The organism is Klebsiella sp. 7-CIP_Kleb., assembly GCF_050378655.1.
Classification (GTDB): Bacteria; Pseudomonadota; Gammaproteobacteria; order Enterobacterales; family Enterobacteriaceae; genus Klebsiella; species Klebsiella quasipneumoniae.
Genome location: NZ_JBNRLJ010000005.1, coordinates 229629 through 247058 on the forward strand (window position 1 = coordinate 229629; position 17430 = coordinate 247058).

Here is a 17430-nt window from a genome sequence, read left to right on the forward strand (position 1 = left end):
GAAGTAAGGGATCCCGTGCTCGACAGAATCAAAGCCTGCTTTACCGAAAGCATTCAAACCCAAATTGCCGCAGCAGAAGCACTCCCGGACGCCATCTCCCGGGCGGCGATGACGCTCGTGCAGTCCCTGCTCAACGGCAACAAAATCCTCTGTTGTGGTAATGGCACTTCCGCCGCCAACGCACAGCATTTTGCTGCCAGCATGATTAATCGTTTTGAAACGGAACGCCCTGGTTTACCCGCCATTGCACTAAACACCGATAATGTGGTCTTAACTGCCATCGCTAACGATCGCCTGCATGACGAGATTTACGCCAAGCAGGTGCGCGCCCTGGGACACGCTGGCGATGTGCTGCTGGCAATCTCCACGCGCGGTAACAGTCGGGACATCGTCAAGGCGGTGGAAGCCGCCGTGACCCGCGACATGACCATCGTCGCGTTAACCGGCTATGACGGCGGTGAGCTGGCGGGCCTGTTAGGTCAGCAGGATGTCGAAATCCGCATCCCCTCACACCGCAGCGCGCGTATCCAGGAGATGCATATGCTGACCGTCAACTGTCTGTGCGATTTGATAGATAACACTCTTTTTCCACACCAGGACGATTAAGGAGAACACATGAAGGCTCTCTCGCCCCTCGCCATCCTGCTTTCAGCACTACTGCTGCAGGGCTGCGTTGCCGCCGCGGTTGTCGGAACGGCAGCAGTCGGCACTAAAGCCGCAACGGACCCGCGTACGGTGGGAACCCAGGTCGATGACAGCACCCTGGAACTGCGCGTTAATAGCGCCTTGTCGAAAGATGAACAGATTAAGAAACAGGCCCGCATCAACGTTACCGCTTATCAGGGCAAAGTCCTGCTGACCGGTCAGTCGCCGACGCCAGATCTCTCTGCCCGCGCCAAGCAAATCGCCATGGGTGTGGAAGGAACCACGGAAGTGTTTAACGAAGTGCGCCAGGGCCAGCCGATTGGTTTAGGCACCGCCTCTTCTGATACCTGGATTACCACCAAGGTGCGTTCGCAGCTGCTGAGCACCGATCAGGTCAAATCCTCGAACGTGAAGGTGACCACGGAAAACAGCGAAGTCTTCCTGATGGGACTGGTGACCGACCGTGAAGGCCGCGCGGCGGCGGATATCGCCAGCCGGGTGAGCGGCGTGTCCCGGGTGACCACCGCCTTTACCTATATAAAATAAAGCTGCAATTTCCCGGCTGGCGCTACGCTTAGCCGGGCTACCGCCCCCTGTCCGTTGTGTGCCGGGTAAGGCGTAGCCGCCGCCCGACACTCCATCCGGCTATCCGTACGTTTACGGCAAACTACACCAGCGCCAGCGCACCGACAATCGCCCCGCACAGCGCCACCAGCCCGCCAGTCAGCCACAGCGCTTTGGCCGGAAAGGCTTTGCGCAGCATAATCAACGATGGCACGCTCACTGCCGGCAACGTAATCAGCAGCGCCAGCGCCGGCGCAACGCCCATCCCCGCCAGCATCATCGTCTGGACAATCGGAATTTCCGCCGCGGTAGGGATCACAAACAGACAGCCGGCAATCGCCATCGCGATGACCCAGAACAAGGTATTATCCACCACGCCATCGGCGTGCGGGAACAGCCAGACGCGCGCCGCCCCCAGCACCAGTACCGCGAGGATATAAACCGGGATGGTGTTCCAGAACAGCGTCCACAGCGCCCGCAGCCAGCGGCTAAAGAAGCCGCTCTGGGCCGCTTTCGCTTGCGCTTCAGGCACCACGGCAGGCTGCGTCGCCGCCTCTTTTACCCATTTCTGCACCAGCGTCGCGACAATCAACACCGTCGCCAGGCCCGCCACCAGGCGAACCAACGCAAACTGCCAGCCCAGCACGAAGCCCATAAACACCAACGTCGCCGGGTTGAGCAGCGGGTTGCCCATCCAGAACGCCAGCGCCCCGCCCATCGACACCTGCTGTTTGCGCATCCCGGCCGCGACCGGCGCGGCGCAGCAGGTGCACATCATGCCTGGCAGCGAGAAAATCGTCCCCAGCAGCGTCCCCTGAAAACGCGATTGTCCCAGGGTGCGCAGCAGCCAGTCGCGCGGGATCAGCACCTGAATCAGCGACCCGAGCAGCACGCCGAGCACCGCCGCTTTCCAGACGGCAAGGAAGTAAACCACCGCGTAGTCCCACGCCGCCTTCAGCGGGTTAGCGTCGGCCTGGGCGAGAATGGATTTACCGATACTGTGGGTTTCCGCAGCGGTGAAGGCTTTCCCGTAGTATGGCTGCCATTTGACGAACCACAGGCCGACAATCACGACGAGAAAGAAAAGCGCGGGCTTCCACCATTGAAATGGTGACGCCGCCTGAGATGAAGACTGACCAGCCATAGCATTCCCCAGCAAGAAATGTGGATATGAATTGAAGCCGTGAATACTACGCCGGAAGCCTGCGTTTGCAAACCGCTATTCCGCCTGCCGCGCGGCACGCTCCCGCAGCTCGGACGATGAGAGAATTTGCACCCCTTCGTGAGTAGGCGACAGCGCCTCCGCCAGCAGGGCAATCGCCACGTCGCGGGCCGCAATGGATTTCCAGTTCCCCGGTAAGAGTCGGAACAGCGGTTCGAGGAAGGTCTCATTGGCCCGCTTTTTTTCCCGCTCGCCTGAGAGCATCGACGGCCGGGCAATGGTCAGCCGCGGCCAACCCTGCTCGATCAGCGCCGCCTCCATTTCCCCCTTCACCCGATTGTAGAAAAACGGCGAGTGGGCGTTGGCGCCCATCGCGCTGACCACCAGCATATGTTGCGCACCCAGCCGTTTGCCGGTCAGCGCGGTATCAACCACCAGCGTGTAGTCAGCATGGACAAAGGCCTCTTTGCTCCCGGCCTCCCGGCGCGTCGTTCCCAGACAGCAGAAAACGATATCCACCGGGTCAACCACCTGCGCCAGGGCATCGGTCAACTGGGGATCGTGCGGATTAAAAACCCCTTCCGCCGGCGCCAGTGGACGACGCGTCGGGGCGGCGATGGCGCTGATGCTCGGCTCATTCTGCAGCAGCCGAAGTAAGTGACCGCCAACTAACCCGGTCGCGCCGGTCAATAATACCTGACTCATTGATTCTCCTTTACAGAATTCTCCGCCTTGCACTTTCGGGCTCATGTTCCAGGCTTAATACCTTACAAGGTAAGTATCCACCATCATCATGGAATTACCTCATTGACCATCCAGATAGCGGAGGAAACATGAGTAAAAAGATAGCCGTGCTCATTACCGACGACTTTGAAGATTCTGAATTTACCTCTCCCGCCGAGGCGTTTAAGCTCGCCGGGCATCAGGTCGTGACCATCGAAAAGCAGGCTGGCAAGACGGTGAAGGGTAAACAGGGAGAAGCAGAGGTCGCCATCGATCGGGCCATTGATGACGTCACACCGGGTGAATTTGATGCCTTGTTGCTGCCCGGGGGCTATTCCCCTGACCAGCTGCGCGGGGATGAACGCTTTGTCACCTTTACCCGCGATTTTGTCAACGGCGGGAAGCCGGTCTTCGCCATCTGCCACGGCCCGCAGCTGCTGATCAGCGCCGATGTGATCCGCGGGCGTAAGCTCACGGCGGTAAAACCGATCGTGGTGGATGTGAAAAACGCCGGGGGCGAGTTTTACGACCAGGAGGTGGTGGTCGATAACGAACAGCTGGTCACCAGCAGAACGCCGGACGATCTGCCGGCCTTCAATCGCGAAGCGCTACGCCTGCTCGGCGCCGGCATCGCGCCGCCAGTGTAGCTTTTTCCCGAACCCCAGCGTGTTGTCGGTAAACTTGATTTCGTCCGGACGAATCTCCCAAACCGGCGCCGACAGCATGCGGGCCACCGGGAAGCGCTTGACGTAGCGCTGACGCATACGCGCCTCTTCGTCGCCGCGCAGTCGGCGGATCTCGCCCTGGAACTGCACGCCGCGGATCAGGGCCACGGTTTTTGGCTGGCCGTTGACCGTGCCGGCCACCTTCGCCCGCTCGCCGGTCATCTGGCCGTGGCGGGTGTGCTCATCGCTGAGCAGATAAAAGGCCACGCTATCCGGGTCATAGACGTAAAAGGCGTTCGCACACCACAGCTCGTCGTCGCGGGAGACGCACCAGGTGACGACGTGCTGTTTACTCAGCCAGCGGCCAATGGCGGCAAGCGTATCCATCTTTCTTCTCCATTATGCTATGGTGCCTACACCTTACCATAGTGACTTTATAACCGTGTGCTGGTTTCTGTATCTCATTCGAACCGCGGATAATCGCCTCTATACCGGCATCACCACCGATGTGCCGCGCCGCTTTCGCCAGCATCAGGCAGGGAAAGGCGCGAAGGCGTTGCGCGGCAAAGGCGACCTGCAGCTGGCCTTTAGCCATGAAGTTGGTGAACACTCACTTGCTTTGCGGCTGGAATACCGCATTAAGCAGCTAACGAAGCGCGAAAAAGAGCGCCTCGTTGCCGGAGAAGATACCGTCGAAACCCTGCTGGCAAGGCTCAAAAACGATTAAAGTGGTCGCTGTATTCGACCTGGCCGTGGACACCTTCGAGGGCGTCATCCGCCAGGCGGTGCACCTGGAACGCCTCCGCGCTGTCCGGCCAGCGGCAGCGGAGATCGAAGCGCGCGGCCGGTTCAAAACCAAAGCGACGGTATAACTCCGGGTCGCCCAGCGTCACCACCGCGGCATAGCCAAACTCATTCAGCGAATCCAGCCCTTCATAGACCAGCTGCCGGCCAATGCCCTGTCCACGGTAGCGTTCATCCACCGCCAGCGGCGCCAGGCCGACCCACTGTAGCTCTTCACCTTCCACCGCAACCGGGCTGAAGGCAACGTAGCCGATCACCTGGCCTTCATCATCCGTCGCCACTACCCCCAGCGTGATCAGTCCATCTTCACGCAGATCGTGCACCAGCTGCGCTTCGGCATCGCGGCCGAAGGTACGACGCAGCAGCGCGTCGATTCCCGGTGCATCAATCCCAATTTCCACTCGAATCAGCATGCCTCACCTACCGATGTCTGTTCAGGTTTCTGCGGGCTCTTCAGTCCAGCTTCGACAAAATCCGCCAGTTGCAGCAACATCACGCGCAGCGCTTTGGGCATCTGCTCGAGCTCAATGGCGTCCATCAAATTTTTTACATACAGCCCCAGCTCCGTATCGCCTTCAATAACCAGACGACGCTGGAAGAATAGCGTATCCGGATCCTGCTTGCGCGCGGCGATCATTAACAGATCGCTGGCGTCGGCGCTGAAGCTGACGTCGGCGTCCGCCTGCTGGCTGACCACCAGGCGACCATCGACTACCGAGGTATACCACAGCAGACCGATGTCACGCACATGAATACTTAACCAGCGCCCCTCGAGAAACTCCAGCTCTCCCTCCGCCAGCGCCTGGCGAAACTGCCAACTAAGCACCTGCTCCAGCACCTGGCGCTTGAGGGCAAAAGGTGCCAGCTTAACCGGCACGCTCATTAAAGACGGGCCAAAGTGGACCAGCCGGGAACGCAGTTTATCCAACACAAGCTTTACTCCATGAATGCAATTGTGCCGCTATTGTGCCATATCACATAAACAACATAGCGGCGTAAATCAACAAAAACGCGATGACGGCAGCCCGTTATTGGCGCCGCCAATACACTTTTAACTGCCTCAAATCAAAAATTGTCACCAGAAGGTTAACTAAAATCCCTGCTCGTTAACCATTCAGCGTCCCTGACGGGCCGCATTTTTCAGGAAAAATTATGGAGCTGCTCTGCCCAGCCGGTAACCTTCCGGCGCTTAAGGCGGCCATCGAAAACGGCGCCGATGCCGTCTATATCGGGCTGAAAGATGACACCAACGCCCGCCACTTTGCCGGCCTTAATTTCACCGAAAAGAAACTGCAGGAAGCCGTCAGCTTTGTGCATCAGCACCGTCGTAAGCTGCATATCGCCATCAACACCTTCGCCCACCCCGACGGCTACGCCCGCTGGCAGCGCGCGGTGGATATGGCGGCTCAGCTGGGCGCCGATGCGCTCATTCTGGCCGATATCGCCATGCTGGAGTACGCCGCGGAGCGCTATCCGCATATAGAACGCCATGTCTCGGTACAGGCTTCCGCCACCAATGAAGAGGCCATTCGCTTCTATCATCGCAACTTCGACGTGGCGCGCGTCGTACTGCCGCGGGTGTTATCTATTCACCAGGTGAAACAGTTGGCTCGCGCCACGCCGGTGCCGCTGGAAGTCTTTGCCTTCGGCAGCCTGTGCATCATGGCGGAAGGCCGCTGCTATCTCTCTTCCTACCTGACCGGCGAATCGCCCAACACCGTCGGCGCCTGCTCGCCTGCGCGCTTCGTGCGCTGGCAGCAAACCCCACAGGGGCTGGAATCGCGTCTCAATGAAGTGCTGATTGACCGCTATCAGGATGGGGAAAACGCCGGTTATCCGACCTTGTGTAAAGGCCGCTACCTGGTCGATGGCGAGCGCTATCACGCGCTGGAGGAGCCCACCAGCCTCAATACCCTGGAACTGTTGCCGGAGTTGATGGCCGCCAATATCGCCTCAGTGAAAATCGAAGGCCGTCAGCGCAGCCCGGCCTACGTCACCCAGGTAGCGAAAGTCTGGCGCCAGGCGATCGATCGCTGCAAAGCCGATCCACAGAATTTCGTGCCGCAATCCGCATGGATGGAAACCCTTGGCTCCATGTCCGAAGGGACACAAACCACCCTTGGCGCCTACCACCGTAAATGGCAGTGAGAAACATGAAATATTCATTAGGGCCAGTGCTTTACTACTGGCCAAAAGAGACGCTGGAAAATTTTTACCAGCAGGCAGCCAACTGCAGCGCCGACACCATTTATCTCGGCGAAGCGGTGTGCAGCAAACGCCGCGCTACCAAAGTCGGCGACTGGATTGAGATGGCGAAAGCGCTGGCGAGCAGCGGCAAACAGGTGGTGCTGTCTACCCTCGCGCTGGTGCAGGCCTCCTCCGAACTGGGCGAGCTGAAGCGCTATGTCGATAACGGGGAGTTCCTGATTGAGGCCAGCGATTTGGGCGTGGTTAACCTCTGCGCCGAACGCAAGCTGCCGTTCGTCGCCGGGCATGCGCTGAACTGCTACAACGCCGTTACCCTGCGCCTGCTGTTAAAACAGGGCATGGTGCGCTGGTGCATGCCGGTGGAGCTTTCCCGCGACTGGCTGGCTAATTTACTGACCCAGTGCGAAGAGCTGGGCATTCGCAATCAGTTTGAAGTCGAAGTGCTGAGCTACGGCCATCTGCCGCTGGCTTATTCCGCCCGCTGCTTTACCGCCCGCTCGGAAGATAGGCCAAAGGATGAGTGCGAGACCTGCTGCATCAAATACCCAACCGGACGCAGCATGCTGTCCCAGGAGAACCAGCAGGTGTTCGTGCTCAACGGTATCCAGACCATGAGCGGCTATGTCTACAACCTGGGCAATGAGCTGACGTCCATGCACGGCCTGGTGGATATGGTACGCCTGTCGCCGATGGGCAACGAGACCTTCGCCATGCTCGACGCCTTCCGCGCCAATGAAAACGGCGCTGCACCGTTGGCGCTCACCGGCAACAGCGATTGCAACGGCTACTGGAAACGGCTGCCCGGGCTGGCGCTGCAGGCCTGATAAACCGCTCACTTTGTTAACAGCAGTGCTCAGATTTTAATGCATTATTAAAGATGCAGCTTTTCTGGCTGGCGCGTCCTGGATGCGCCAGGCTGGAAGAAGACCTTCAATCTGATGACGATGCTGTAGCAAAGTGAGCCTTTATGACTGACAAACCTGTTCCGTTCTCGGTGCTCGATCTGGCGCCGATCCCGCAAGGATCTTCTGCCAAAGAAGCCTTTACCCACTCTCTGGATCTCGCCCGGCTGGCCGAATCGCGCGGTTATCACCGCTACTGGCTGGCGGAGCACCACAATATGGTCGGCATTGCCAGCGCAGCGACCTCGGTGCTGATTGGCTATCTCGCCGCCAATACCACTACCCTGCATCTGGGTTCCGGTGGCGTGATGTTGCCCAACCATTCGCCGCTGGTGATCGCCGAGCAGTTCGGCACCCTGAACACCCTCTATCCCGGGCGTATCGACCTCGGCCTTGGCCGCGCGCCGGGCAGCGATCAGCCCACCATGCGCGCCCTGCGTCGCCATATGAGCGGCGATGTCGATAACTTCCCGCGCGACGTGGCGGAACTGGTGGACTGGTTTGACGCCCGCGATCCGAACCCGCACGTGCGCCCGGTTCCCGGCTACGGGGAGCGCATTCCGGTGTGGCTGCTGGGTTCAAGCCTCTACAGCGCCCAGCTGGCGGCGCAGCTCGGTTTGCCGTTCGCGTTCGCCTCGCACTTCGCGCCGGATATGCTGTTCCAGGCCCTGCACCTGTATCGCAGCAACTTTACGCCCTCCGCGCGGCTGGAAAAACCGTATGCCATGGTGTGCATCAATATCATCGCCGCCGACAGCAACCGCGATGCGGAGTTTCTCTTCACTTCCATGCAGCAGGCGTTTGTGAAGCTGCGTCGCGGCGAAACCGGACAGCTGCCGCCGCCGGTGGAAAATATGCATCAGCTGTGGTCAGCGTCCGAGCAGTATGGCGTGCAGCAGGCGCTGCGCATGTCGCTGGTGGGTGATAAAACTAAAGTCCGCCACGGCTTAGAGTCGATTTTGCGGGAAACCGAGGCGGACGAAATCATGGTCAATGGCCAGATCTTCGACCACCAGGCGCGGCTGCATTCTTTCGATTTAGCGATGCAGGTGAAAGAGGAATTGTTGGGTTAATCAAAATCCAGGCCCGGTGGACGTCGCGCCACCGGGTAAGCCTCTTACTGGTAAACCGGCAGCAGATTAACGCTCGACAGAATGTGTACAACCGCATTGCCAAGGCCAAACAGTAGGATCAGCACAATCATCGGTGTTCCGCCCCATACGCGGAACTGTGGGCTGCCGAAGCGTTTACGCGAGGCGCGAGCCAGCAGCGCCGGTACAATCGCCGCCCAGATCGTCGCCGCCAGGCCGGCATAGCCGATGGCGTAGAGGAAGCCATCGGGTTTCACCAGCCCGCCCATCATCGGCGGAATAAATGTCAGCAGCGCAGTTTTAAAGCGCCCCAGCGCGCTGTCGTCAAAACCAAACAGATCCGCCAGGTAGTCGAACAGCCCCAGCGTGACGCCAAGGAACGAGCTGGCGACGGCAAAGTTAGAGAATACCACCAGCAGCAGATCCAGGCTCCGGCTGTTCAGCACCCCGCTCAGGGCCTGCACCAGCACATCAATATTGCCGCCCTTCTGCGCGATGTCGATAAACTGCGGACGCGGGATATTGCCCATCGTCACCAGCAGCCAGACCACGTACAGACCCAGCGCCAGCAGCGTACCGTAGGTTAAGCAGCGGATAATGGTGCGTGGATCTTTGCCGTAGTATTTCATCAGGCTCGGCACGTTGCCGTGGTAGCCAAACGAGGCCAGGCAGAACGGCAGCGTCATCAGCAGATATGGCGCATAGGAGGCGTTCTTTTCCGCAACGTTAAACAGCGTCGTCGGCTCGACGTGCCCCAGCAGACTGCCGAAGGTCAGGAAGAAAGTGATCACCTTGGCGCCGAGCACAACAGCCGTCATGCGGCTCACCGCCCTGGTGCTCATCCAGACGATAAATGCCACCAGCAGCGCAAAGCCAAAACCCGCCGCCCGCGCCGGCACCTTCAGCGACATCTCGCTAAACGTATGATGCAGTATCGAGCCGCTGGCTGAAATATAGGCGTAGGTCAGGATATACAGCACAAAGGCGATCGACACGCCGTTGACCAGGTTCCAGCCCTTGCCGAGCAGATCTTTGGTAATGGTGTCGAAGCTGGAGCCGATCCGGTAGTTAAGGTTGGCCTCGAGGATCATCAGACCGGAGTGCAGCATGCAGAACCAGGTGAAAACCAGCGCCGCCAGCGACCAGAAAAACCACGCGCCGGACATCACCACCGGCAGCGAGAACATACCCGCGCCGATAATCGTGCCGCCGATGATCACCACGCCGCCAAACAGGGACGGACGGGTTGCCGTAGTGGTTAGTGTCGCCATTTACCGAAATCTCCAGTCAAAAATACTTTCCCACGATGGGTGTGACGCACTGTACCAGTACACGAGTACAAAAGAAATAAAAAAAGCCCCAATCATGACGATCGGGGCTGTATTATTTAGTTTACGCTAGCGGGCTGCGTTAATTATGCATCGCCACCGAAGCGACGGCGACCGGCAGAGTCATCGCGGCGCGGCGCGGATGCATCGTCACGACGCGGCGCACGGCCTTCACGACGTTCGCCGCTGAAACGACGACCATCACCACGACCACCTTCACGACGCTCGCCACCGAAGCCACGACCGCCTTCACGACGCTCACCGCCGAAGCTACGACCACCTTCACGACGTTCACCACCGCCACGACGTTCGGTGCGCGGCTGCGCATCGCCCAGCAGCTGCATGTTCATCGGCTTGTTCAGGATGCGGGTACGAGTAAAGTGCTGCAGCACTTCGCCCGGCATCCCTTTCGGCAGTTCGATGGTGGAGTGAGAAGCGAACAGCTTGATGTTACCGATGTAGCGGCTGCTGATATCGCCTTCATTAGCGATCGCGCCAACGATATGACGCACTTCAACACCGTCATCGCGACCCACTTCAATGCGATACAGTTCCATATCGCCTACGTCACGACGCTCACGCTTCGGACGATCTTCGCGATCGCCACGCGGAGCGCGATCGTTGCGGTCGCCACGACGCTCGAAGCGATCGTCACGGTCACGGAACTCACGACGCGGACGCATCGGCGCATCCGGCGGCACGATCAGCGAGCGTTCGCCCTGGGCCATTTTCAGCAGCGCGGCAGCCAGCGTTTCCACGTCCAGCTCTTCGCCTTCCGCCGTCGGCTGGATTTTCGCCAGCAGCGCACGGTACTGGTCCAGATCGCTGCTTTCCAGCTGCTGCTGGACTTTCGCGGCGAATTTTTCCAGACGACGTTTGCTCAGCAGCTCTGCGTTCGGCAGCTCCACTTCCGGGATGGTCAGCTTCATCGTACGTTCGATGTTGCGCAGCAGACGACGTTCACGGTTCTCAACGAACAGCAACGCGCGGCCCGCGCGGCCCGCACGACCGGTACGACCGATACGGTGAACGTAGGATTCAGAATCCATCGGGATGTCGTAGTTCACCACCAGGCTGATACGTTCAACGTCCAGACCACGGGCTGCCACGTCAGTCGCAATCAGGATATCCAGACGACCGTCTTTCAGACGCTCCAGGGTCTGCTCACGCAGCGCCTGGTTCATGTCGCCGTTCAGCGCCGCGCTGTTGTAGCCGTTACGCTCCAGCGCTTCAGCCACTTCCAGGGTCGCGTTTTTGGTACGGACGAAGATAATCGCCGCATCAAAATCTTCCGCTTCCAGGAAACGCACCAGCGCTTCGTTTTTACGCATACCGTAGGCAGTCCAGTAGCTCTGGCTGATGTCCGGACGAGTGGTCACGCTGGACTGAATACGCACTTCCTGCGGCTCTTTCATAAAGCGGCGGGTAATGCGACGGATCGCTTCCGGCATGGTGGCGGAGAACAGCGCGGTCTGATGCCCTTCCGGGATCTGCGCCATAATGGTTTCTACGTCTTCGATAAAGCCCATGCGCAGCATTTCATCTGCTTCATCCAGTACCAGACCGCTCAGTTTAGAGAGGTCCAGGGTGCCGCGCTTCAGGTGGTCCAGCAGACGACCCGGGGTACCGACAACGATCTGCGGACCCTGACGCAGGGCGCGCAGCTGCACGTCATAACGCTGGCCGCCGTACAGGGCAACCACGTTTACGCCGCGCATATGTTTAGAGAATTCCGTCATTGCTTCAGCAACCTGTACCGCCAGCTCGCGGGTCGGCGCCAGCACCAGGATCTGTGGTGCTCTCAGCTCAGGATCGATGTTGTTCAGCAGCGGTAAAGAGAACGCTGCGGTTTTACCGCTACCGGTCTGGGCCATACCCAGAACGTCGCGGCCGTCCAGCAGATGCGGAATGCACTCAGCCTGGATCGGAGATGGTTTTTCGTAACCCAGATCGTTAAGCGCTTCAAGGATAGGAGCCTTCAGGCCCAGATCTGCAAAAGTGGTTTCGAATTCAGCCATGTAGTACGTGTGCCTCAAAATTAATGGCGGCCAGTCTACATAACTCATCGTGAAAATTTACGGTAATTTTCATTGAAAAGTGTGAACCGGCTCAAAGTAGGTGTATTAACGAACAACAACGCCCTCACCCGCGAAGGTGATGGCAAGCAAAAAACTATGGGCTGATGTGTTCGTCAGCTATTGCTGGTCCGATTCTGCCAGGTCATCTTGCTCCTGGCCCAAGAGCGATAATTCCAACAATGCGTATCGGTGCTCAACGTAGTTATGTACGTTGTTGGCGACCGCCAGTTTGAACAGTGCCGTAGCGCTGTCCTTGTCCCCCAGACTTAGGTAGTACTTACCTAAATAGAAGTTGGTTTCACTGAGATGCTCAGCGAGCGAGGTGTTATCCGTTGCGTCTGCCTTCAGACGAGTCATCAGCTCTTTTTCGCTAATGTCGCCAAGGTAGAACTCGACAATGTTCCATCCCCATTGCTCTTTGTCCGACTTGTCTAAGCGCTCTCTGAGTGCTTCAAGCGCCCGCTTCTCGTCGAGTTTACGCTCGGCGATATAAAGCCACAGGCTACGGAAAGGATCATTGGGATCGTCTTGATAAAACGCCAGCAGATCATCTTGCGCTAACTTAGCCCGGCCGCCGTAATACAGGGCGATACCGCGGTTCAAGTGCGCGTAGTTGTAAGTTGGATCAAGCTCAAGTACAGAATCAAACGCTTCATAGGCAGCATCAAAATTGCCTGCCTGCGTTAAGTAAATACCTAAGTAATTGAATACTTCAGGCATATCGGGTCGGATTGCCAGCGCTTGTGAAAAATCATTTCGCGCTAATGCCCTCAGACCGAGACTATCATACAACACTCCGCGCTCATATAAAAGCTGTGCGCGTTCGTCATCGGATAAAGCCCGACTGGCAAGAATTTGTTCCATACGTGCCAGAATCACTTCTTGCTGTAAAGTCGGTTGCAATGGTACTGCGAGGACGGCGTCCTTACGCCAGGCGGTGCTACTGCATCCTGCCAGCGTGAGAGCTGTCGCCACGAAACACCAGCGCAAAAAAGGCTTCATTTCCCACTCCCGAAGACAACGATTGGATGAACGTCCTGTTCCCCGGCTGCAAACGAGGCGTCCTGCCCGTAAAACGCCCTCCGCAAAAGCGGAGGGCTAACGGCAACCTTACTCGCCCTGCTCGGCAGCCGGAACTTCCGGCGCTGCGGCAGACGGAGTCTGTTCAGTTGCTTCTTTGATGCTCAGACGGACACGGCCCTGGCGGTCAACTTCCAGAACCTTAACCGGCACTTCCTGACCCATCTGCAGGTAGTCAGTCACTTTCTCAACGCGCTTGTCAGCGATCTGCGAGATGTGAACCAGACCTTCTTTACCGCCGCCGATGGCAACGAACGCGCCAAAGTCAACGATACGGGTCACTTTACCATTGTAGATACGGCCAACTTCGATCTCAGCGGTGATCTCTTCGATACGACGGATAGCATGCTGTGCTTTGTCGCCGTCAGTCGCTGCGATCTTCACAGTACCGTCATCTTCGATTTCGATGGTGGTACCGGTCTCTTCGGTCAGGGCACGGATAACAGAACCGCCTTTACCGATAACGTCTTTGATCTTGTCCGGGTTGATCTTGATGGTATGGATACGCGGTGCGAATTCAGAGATATCGCCGCGCGGCGCGTTAATCGCCTGCTCCATCACGCCCAGGATGTGCAGACGCGCACCTTTAGCCTGGTTCAATGCAGCCTGCATGATTTCTTTGGTGATACCTTCAATTTTGATATCCATCTGCAGCGCAGAGATACCGTCGCGGGAGCCCGCTACTTTGAAGTCCATATCGCCAAGGTGGTCTTCGTCACCGAGGATGTCAGACAGCACGACGAAGTTGTCGCCTTCTTTCACCAGGCCCATGGCGATACCCGCCACGGCGGCTTTCACCGGCACACCAGCGTCCATCAGCGCCAGAGAGGCACCGCAGACGGAAGCCATGGAAGAAGAGCCGTTAGATTCGGTGATTTCAGACACCACGCGTACGGTGTACGGGAATTCTTCGATAGTCGGCATCACGGCCAGAACGCCGCGCTTAGCCAGACGACCGTGACCGATTTCACGACGCTTCGGAGACCCCACCATGCCAGTTTCACCTACGGAGTACGGAGGGAAGTTGTAGTGGAACAGGAAGGAGTCGGTACGCTCGCCCATCAGTTCATCGATGTTCTGCGCATCGCGTGCGGTACCCAGCGTCGCGGTAACCAGCGCCTGCGTTTCGCCACGGGTGAACAGTGCGGAACCGTGAGTACGCGGCAGAACGCCGGTACGAACGTCCAGACCACGGATCATATCTTTTTCGCGACCATCGATACGCGGCTCACCGGCCAGCACGCGGCTACGAACCACGTTTTTCTCGATAGCGTGCAGGATTTCACCCAGTTCGTTAGCGTCCAGGGTTTCATCTTCTGCAACCAGCGTAGCGATGGTTTCAGATTTGATCACATCAACCTGAGCGTAACGCTCTTGTTTGTCGGTGATACGGTAAGCATCGCTCAGGCGGGATTCAGCCAGCGCAGCAACGCGCGCGTTCAGCGCTTCGTTGACGGCTTCCGGCTGCCAGTCCCAACGTGGTTTACCGGCTTCTTTCACCAGGTCGTTGATGTTCTGGATAACAATCTGCTGCTGCTCGTGGCCAAAGACCACCGCGCCCAGCATCTGGTCTTCGCTCAGCAGTTCCGCTTCGGATTCCACCATCAGTACGGCCGCTTCGGTACCGGCCACCACCAGATCCAGTTTGCTGGACTTCAGCTCTTCCTGGGTCGGGTTCAGTACGTACTGGTCGTTGATGTAACCCACGCGCGCGGCGCCGATTGGGCCATTGAACGGAATACCAGACAGGGACAGCGCTGCGGAAGCGCCGATCATCGCGACGATATCCGGGTTAACCTGCGGGTTAACGGAAACAACGGTGGCGATAACCTGTACTTCGTTAACGAAGCCTTCCGGGAACAGCGGGCGAACCGGGCGGTCAATCAGACGCGCGATCAGGGTTTCGCCTTCGCTTGGGCGGCCTTCACGACGGAAGAAACCACCCGGGATTTTACCGGCAGCGTAGGTGCGCTCCTGGTAGTTAACCGTCAGCGGGAAAAAGTCCTGGCCTGGCTTCGCTTTTTTCTGGCCCACAACGGTCACGAATACCGCAGTGTCATCCATGCTAACCATCACAGCGGCCGTTGCCTGGCGCGCCATCATGCCGGTTTCCAGGGTCACGGTATGCTGGCCGTACTGGAATTTACGAACGATCGGATTAAGCAAAATTCTATCCTTTTTATCTATAAATCACGCCATATCCACGACATAGCGTCTATTGACCCGATCCTCTGCATCCTCGCGACTAATGACAACCTTTACCCGCCCCTGCGGATGAAGCCTCTCATTAGCCGCGCGAACCTCTGCATGAAGATCATTACTAGCAACAATACATGAGTTTTGAATGAATTGCTGCCGCCCGGTCGAAAAAAGGGGCCGTCAGGCCCCTTTTTCTGAAACTCGCAGAATTAGCGACGCAGACCCAGACGCTCGATCAGCGCGGAGTAACGTGCAACATCTTTACGTTTCAGGTAGTCGAGCAGTTTACGACGCTGAGAAACCATGCGCAGCAGACCACGACGGCTGTGGTGATCTTTTTTGTGCTCTGCAAAGTGGCCCTGCAGGTGGTTGATCTGTGCAGTCAGCAGTGCAACCTGAACTTCGGTAGAACCGCTGTCGTTTTCGCCACGACCAAACTCAGAAACGATTTTTGCTTTAGCTTCAACGCTTAGAGACATTTTAGAACTCCAGAAATTAAAAGAAAGAAAGGGTGCCGATCTCTAATTCAGCGACCCCTGATGCAACGCCCGAAAATGTTAAAACACTTTAGCGGACGTTAAGCGGCGATATTCTACTCGTAGCAGGCTTTTATCGCAAGAAAAGCGCTTACGCCGGGTATTCCACCACCAGACGACGCGGCGCCACGCGGCCTTCATCGTCAATTTCGCCCATGCCGAGAAACTTGCCGGATTCGCTTTCCATCACCCGCACCAGCCCGTTAAGCGGCGCGCCTGACTGACGTACCGGGTTGCCGTTTTTAAAATAGACCGCGGAGGTCTCCGGGATGGTCACCAGCGGATAGTCCGAGGCCGGGCTGTCCATGGGCATCAGCAGCGGATCGAGCAGCTGCGCGGCAGGAATATCCTGCGCCGCCGCCTGATCGACCAGCGCCTGCAGCTGCTCGAGGGTTACCATCCGCTCAACCGGGTATTTGCTCACCGCCAGGCGACGCAGGAAAATCACGTGCGCGCCGCAGCCGAGCTTCTCACCTAAATCATCGATAATCGTCCGGATGTAGGTGCCTTTCGAGCAGTGGATCTCCAGCTCCAGCTCATCGCCTTCGTGGCGGATAAACAGCAGCTCATAGACGGTAATCGGCCGGGATTCCCGCGGGACGTCAATCCCCTGACGGGCATACTCGTACAGCTTCTTGCCCTGATATTTCAGCGCCGAGTACATCGACGGCACCTGCTGCGTTTCGCCGCGGAAGCTGTCCAGCGCCGCCGCCAGCTGTTCGTCGCTAAAGGTCAGCGGGCGCTCTTCCACCACCTGGCCGTCGGCATCGGAGGTATCGGTGCGCTGGCCAAGTTTGGCGATCACGCGGTAGCGCTTATCGGAATCCAGCAGGTATTGGGAAAACTTAGTCGCTTCGCCAAGGCAGATCGGCAGCATGCCGGTCGCCAGCGGATCCAGCGCGCCGGTGTGTCCGGCGCGGTTGGCGTTATATATACGCTTTACTTTCTGCAGCACATCGTTGCTGGAGGCGCCCTGAGGCTTATCCAGCAGCAATACGCCGTGCACGTCGCGGCCGCGACGACGAGGACGACTCATCAGTCCTCCTTGCTGTCGTCCGGGTTCACACGACGCTCATCGTCGTGTTTCACCACGCTGGTGACCAGGTTGGACATGCGCATCCCTTCCACCAGTGAGTTGTCGTAGAAGAAGGTCAGCTCCGGCACGATGCGCAGGCGCATCGCTTTTCCCAGCAGAGAGCGGATAAAGCCAGAGGCTTCCTGCAGCGCTTTGATGCCCGCTTTCACCGCGGCTTCATCTTTGTCGTTGAGGAAGGTGACATACACCTTGGCATAGGCCAGGTCACGGGACATTTCCACACCGGAAACGGTGGTCATCATGCCCAGACGCGGGTCTTTGATTTCACGCTGCAGGATAATCGCAATCTCTTTTTGCATCTCCTGGGCCACGCGCTGCGGGCGACCAAATTCTTTCGCCATAATAAATT

The 17430-nt window shown here is 58.0% G+C and carries 20 protein-coding genes; 7 read left to right on the forward strand and 13 right to left on the reverse strand.

Annotated elements, in window-relative coordinates:
• Window positions 1-15: 15 nt before the first annotated feature.
• Entirely contained in the window at window positions 16-606 is a 591-nt protein-coding gene (gene diaA / locus ACQUTI_RS18395; protein ID WP_002918211.1) for a DnaA initiator-associating protein DiaA, read from the forward strand.
• Window positions 607-615: 9 nt separating this feature from the next.
• Window positions 616-1191: a division/outer membrane stress-associated lipid-binding lipoprotein gene (gene dolP / locus ACQUTI_RS18400; RefSeq protein WP_002918214.1), complete on the forward strand. Its 576-nt coding sequence runs from the start codon at window positions 616-618 to the stop codon at window positions 1189-1191.
• 121 nt (window positions 1192-1312) lie between these two features.
• On the opposite strand, the gene ACQUTI_RS18405 is transcribed toward dolP, so the two are convergent.
• Complete coding sequence (locus tag ACQUTI_RS18405; protein ID WP_135716120.1) at window positions 1313-2353, reverse strand: permease; 1041 nt, start codon at window positions 2351-2353, stop codon at window positions 1313-1315.
• A gap of 75 nt (window positions 2354-2428) precedes the next feature.
• Window positions 2429-3076, reverse strand: a complete 648-nt coding sequence (locus ACQUTI_RS18410; protein ID WP_004206158.1) for an NAD(P)H-binding protein — start codon at window positions 3074-3076, stop codon at window positions 2429-2431.
• A gap of 128 nt (window positions 3077-3204) precedes the next feature.
• Between ACQUTI_RS18410 and ACQUTI_RS18415 the strand changes: the two genes are divergently transcribed.
• Window positions 3205-3741, forward strand: a complete 537-nt coding sequence (locus tag ACQUTI_RS18415; RefSeq protein WP_004206160.1) for a type 1 glutamine amidotransferase domain-containing protein — start codon at window positions 3205-3207, stop codon at window positions 3739-3741.
• Here the strand turns inward: ACQUTI_RS18415 and ACQUTI_RS18420 are convergent.
• On the reverse strand, window positions 3703-4146 hold the full coding sequence (locus ACQUTI_RS18420) for a YhbP family protein (protein ID WP_004206161.1): 444 nt from the start codon (window positions 4144-4146) through the stop codon (window positions 3703-3705). The genes ACQUTI_RS18415 and ACQUTI_RS18420 overlap by 39 nt on opposite strands.
• 49 nt (window positions 4147-4195) lie before the next feature.
• Here ACQUTI_RS18420 and ACQUTI_RS18425 point away from each other — a divergent pair, with 49 nt between their 5' ends.
• On the forward strand, window positions 4196-4486 hold the full coding sequence (locus ACQUTI_RS18425) for a GIY-YIG nuclease family protein (RefSeq protein WP_025999208.1): 291 nt from the start codon (window positions 4196-4198) through the stop codon (window positions 4484-4486).
• Here ACQUTI_RS18425 and ACQUTI_RS18430 read toward each other — a convergent pair.
• Both ACQUTI_RS18430 and ubiT read right to left on the reverse strand, forming a co-directional pair.
• A complete protein-coding gene (locus ACQUTI_RS18430; RefSeq protein ID WP_004206163.1) occupies window positions 4473-4976 on the reverse strand; it encodes a GNAT family N-acetyltransferase in 504 nt (167 codons plus the stop codon). The genes ACQUTI_RS18425 and ACQUTI_RS18430 overlap by 14 nt on opposite strands.
• Window positions 4970-5494 (reverse strand): ubiquinone anaerobic biosynthesis accessory factor UbiT, encoded by a 525-nt coding sequence (ubiT, locus tag ACQUTI_RS18435; RefSeq protein WP_002918231.1) that lies wholly within the window; start codon window positions 5492-5494, stop codon window positions 4970-4972. The genes ACQUTI_RS18430 and ubiT overlap by 7 nt, the downstream gene beginning before the upstream one ends.
• Window positions 5495-5715: 221 nt before the next feature.
• Here ubiT and ubiU point away from each other — a divergent pair, with 221 nt between their 5' ends.
• From ubiU to ACQUTI_RS18450, 3 genes are all read left to right on the forward strand, one after another.
• On the forward strand, window positions 5716-6711 hold the full coding sequence (gene ubiU, locus ACQUTI_RS18440; RefSeq protein ID WP_004206164.1) for a ubiquinone anaerobic biosynthesis protein UbiU: 996 nt from the start codon (window positions 5716-5718) through the stop codon (window positions 6709-6711).
• Window positions 6712-6716: 5 nt separating this feature from the next.
• Complete coding sequence (locus ACQUTI_RS18445; RefSeq protein WP_017899897.1) at window positions 6717-7595, forward strand: U32 family peptidase; 879 nt, start codon at window positions 6717-6719, stop codon at window positions 7593-7595.
• A 143-nt stretch (window positions 7596-7738) separates the two neighbouring features.
• On the forward strand, window positions 7739-8746 hold the full coding sequence (locus ACQUTI_RS18450; protein WP_064178179.1) for a luciferase-like monooxygenase: 1008 nt from the start codon (window positions 7739-7741) through the stop codon (window positions 8744-8746).
• Between the two features lie 44 nt (window positions 8747-8790).
• Here the strand turns inward: ACQUTI_RS18450 and mtr are convergent, their stop codons facing one another.
• The 8 genes from mtr to rbfA all read right to left on the reverse strand — a co-directional run bounded on the left by mtr (window position 8791) and on the right by rbfA (window position 17422).
• Window positions 8791-10035 carry a tryptophan permease gene (gene mtr / locus ACQUTI_RS18455; RefSeq protein WP_043520983.1) on the reverse strand — a complete coding sequence of 415 codons (1245 nt, stop codon included), beginning with the start codon at window positions 10033-10035 and terminating at the stop codon, window positions 8791-8793.
• A 143-nt stretch (window positions 10036-10178) separates the two neighbouring features.
• Entirely contained in the window at window positions 10179-12110 is a 1932-nt protein-coding gene (gene deaD / locus ACQUTI_RS18460; RefSeq protein ID WP_004206168.1) for an ATP-dependent RNA helicase DeaD, read from the reverse strand.
• Complete coding sequence (gene yrbN / locus ACQUTI_RS18465; RefSeq protein ID WP_085903200.1) at window positions 12103-12183, reverse strand: protein YrbN; 81 nt, start codon at window positions 12181-12183, stop codon at window positions 12103-12105. The genes deaD and yrbN overlap by 8 nt, the downstream gene beginning before the upstream one ends.
• A 104-nt stretch (window positions 12184-12287) precedes the next feature.
• Window positions 12288-13172 (reverse strand): lipoprotein NlpI, encoded by an 885-nt coding sequence (gene nlpI / locus ACQUTI_RS18470; protein WP_004206169.1) that lies wholly within the window; start codon window positions 13170-13172, stop codon window positions 12288-12290.
• Window positions 13173-13280: 108 nt separating this feature from the next.
• Entirely contained in the window at window positions 13281-15416 is a 2136-nt protein-coding gene (pnp, locus tag ACQUTI_RS18475) for a polyribonucleotide nucleotidyltransferase (protein ID WP_254465689.1), read from the reverse strand.
• 242 nt (window positions 15417-15658) lie between these two features.
• Complete coding sequence (gene rpsO, locus ACQUTI_RS18480) at window positions 15659-15928, reverse strand: 30S ribosomal protein S15 (RefSeq protein WP_002918244.1); 270 nt, start codon at window positions 15926-15928, stop codon at window positions 15659-15661.
• Window positions 15929-16076: 148 nt separating this feature from the next.
• Window positions 16077-17021 (reverse strand): tRNA pseudouridine(55) synthase TruB, encoded by a 945-nt coding sequence (truB, locus tag ACQUTI_RS18485; RefSeq protein WP_017899913.1) that lies wholly within the window; start codon window positions 17019-17021, stop codon window positions 16077-16079.
• A complete protein-coding gene (gene rbfA, locus ACQUTI_RS18490) occupies window positions 17021-17422 on the reverse strand; it encodes a 30S ribosome-binding factor RbfA (RefSeq protein ID WP_002918248.1) in 402 nt (133 codons plus the stop codon). Before rbfA ends, truB begins: the two co-directional genes overlap by 1 nt.
• Window positions 17423-17430 lie beyond the last annotated feature (8 nt).

Excerpts from the sequence above, each read along its gene's own strand:
- dolP (WP_002918214.1), top strand. The coding sequence starts at position 616 with ATGAAGGCTCTCTCGCCCCTCGCCATCCTGCTTTCAGCACTACTGCTG.
- ACQUTI_RS18405 (WP_135716120.1), bottom strand. The coding sequence starts at position 2,353 with ATGGCTGGTCAGTCTTCATCTCAGGCGGCGTCACCATTTCAATGGTGG.
- ACQUTI_RS18410 (WP_004206158.1), bottom strand. The coding sequence starts at position 3,076 with ATGAGTCAGGTATTATTGACCGGCGCGACCGGGTTAGTTGGCGGTCAC.
- ACQUTI_RS18415 (WP_004206160.1), top strand. The coding sequence starts at position 3,205 with ATGAGTAAAAAGATAGCCGTGCTCATTACCGACGACTTTGAAGATTCT.
- ACQUTI_RS18420 (WP_004206161.1), bottom strand. The coding sequence starts at position 4,146 with ATGGATACGCTTGCCGCCATTGGCCGCTGGCTGAGTAAACAGCACGTC.
- ACQUTI_RS18430 (WP_004206163.1), bottom strand. The coding sequence starts at position 4,976 with ATGCTGATTCGAGTGGAAATTGGGATTGATGCACCGGGAATCGACGCG.
- ubiU (WP_004206164.1), top strand. The coding sequence starts at position 5,716 with ATGGAGCTGCTCTGCCCAGCCGGTAACCTTCCGGCGCTTAAGGCGGCC.
- ACQUTI_RS18445 (WP_017899897.1), top strand. The coding sequence starts at position 6,717 with ATGAAATATTCATTAGGGCCAGTGCTTTACTACTGGCCAAAAGAGACG.
- ACQUTI_RS18450 (WP_064178179.1), top strand. The coding sequence starts at position 7,739 with ATGACTGACAAACCTGTTCCGTTCTCGGTGCTCGATCTGGCGCCGATC.
- mtr (WP_043520983.1), bottom strand. The coding sequence starts at position 10,035 with ATGGCGACACTAACCACTACGGCAACCCGTCCGTCCCTGTTTGGCGGC.
- deaD (WP_004206168.1), bottom strand. The coding sequence starts at position 12,110 with ATGGCTGAATTCGAAACCACTTTTGCAGATCTGGGCCTGAAGGCTCCT.
- yrbN (WP_085903200.1), bottom strand. The coding sequence starts at position 12,183 with ATGAAAATTACCGTAAATTTTCACGATGAGTTATGTAGACTGGCCGCC.
- nlpI (WP_004206169.1), bottom strand. The coding sequence starts at position 13,172 with ATGAAGCCTTTTTTGCGCTGGTGTTTCGTGGCGACAGCTCTCACGCTG.
- rpsO (WP_002918244.1), bottom strand. The coding sequence starts at position 15,928 with ATGTCTCTAAGCGTTGAAGCTAAAGCAAAAATCGTTTCTGAGTTTGGT.
- truB (WP_017899913.1), bottom strand. The coding sequence starts at position 17,021 with ATGAGTCGTCCTCGTCGTCGCGGCCGCGACGTGCACGGCGTATTGCTG.
- rbfA (WP_002918248.1), bottom strand. The coding sequence starts at position 17,422 with ATGGCGAAAGAATTTGGTCGCCCGCAGCGCGTGGCCCAGGAGATGCAA.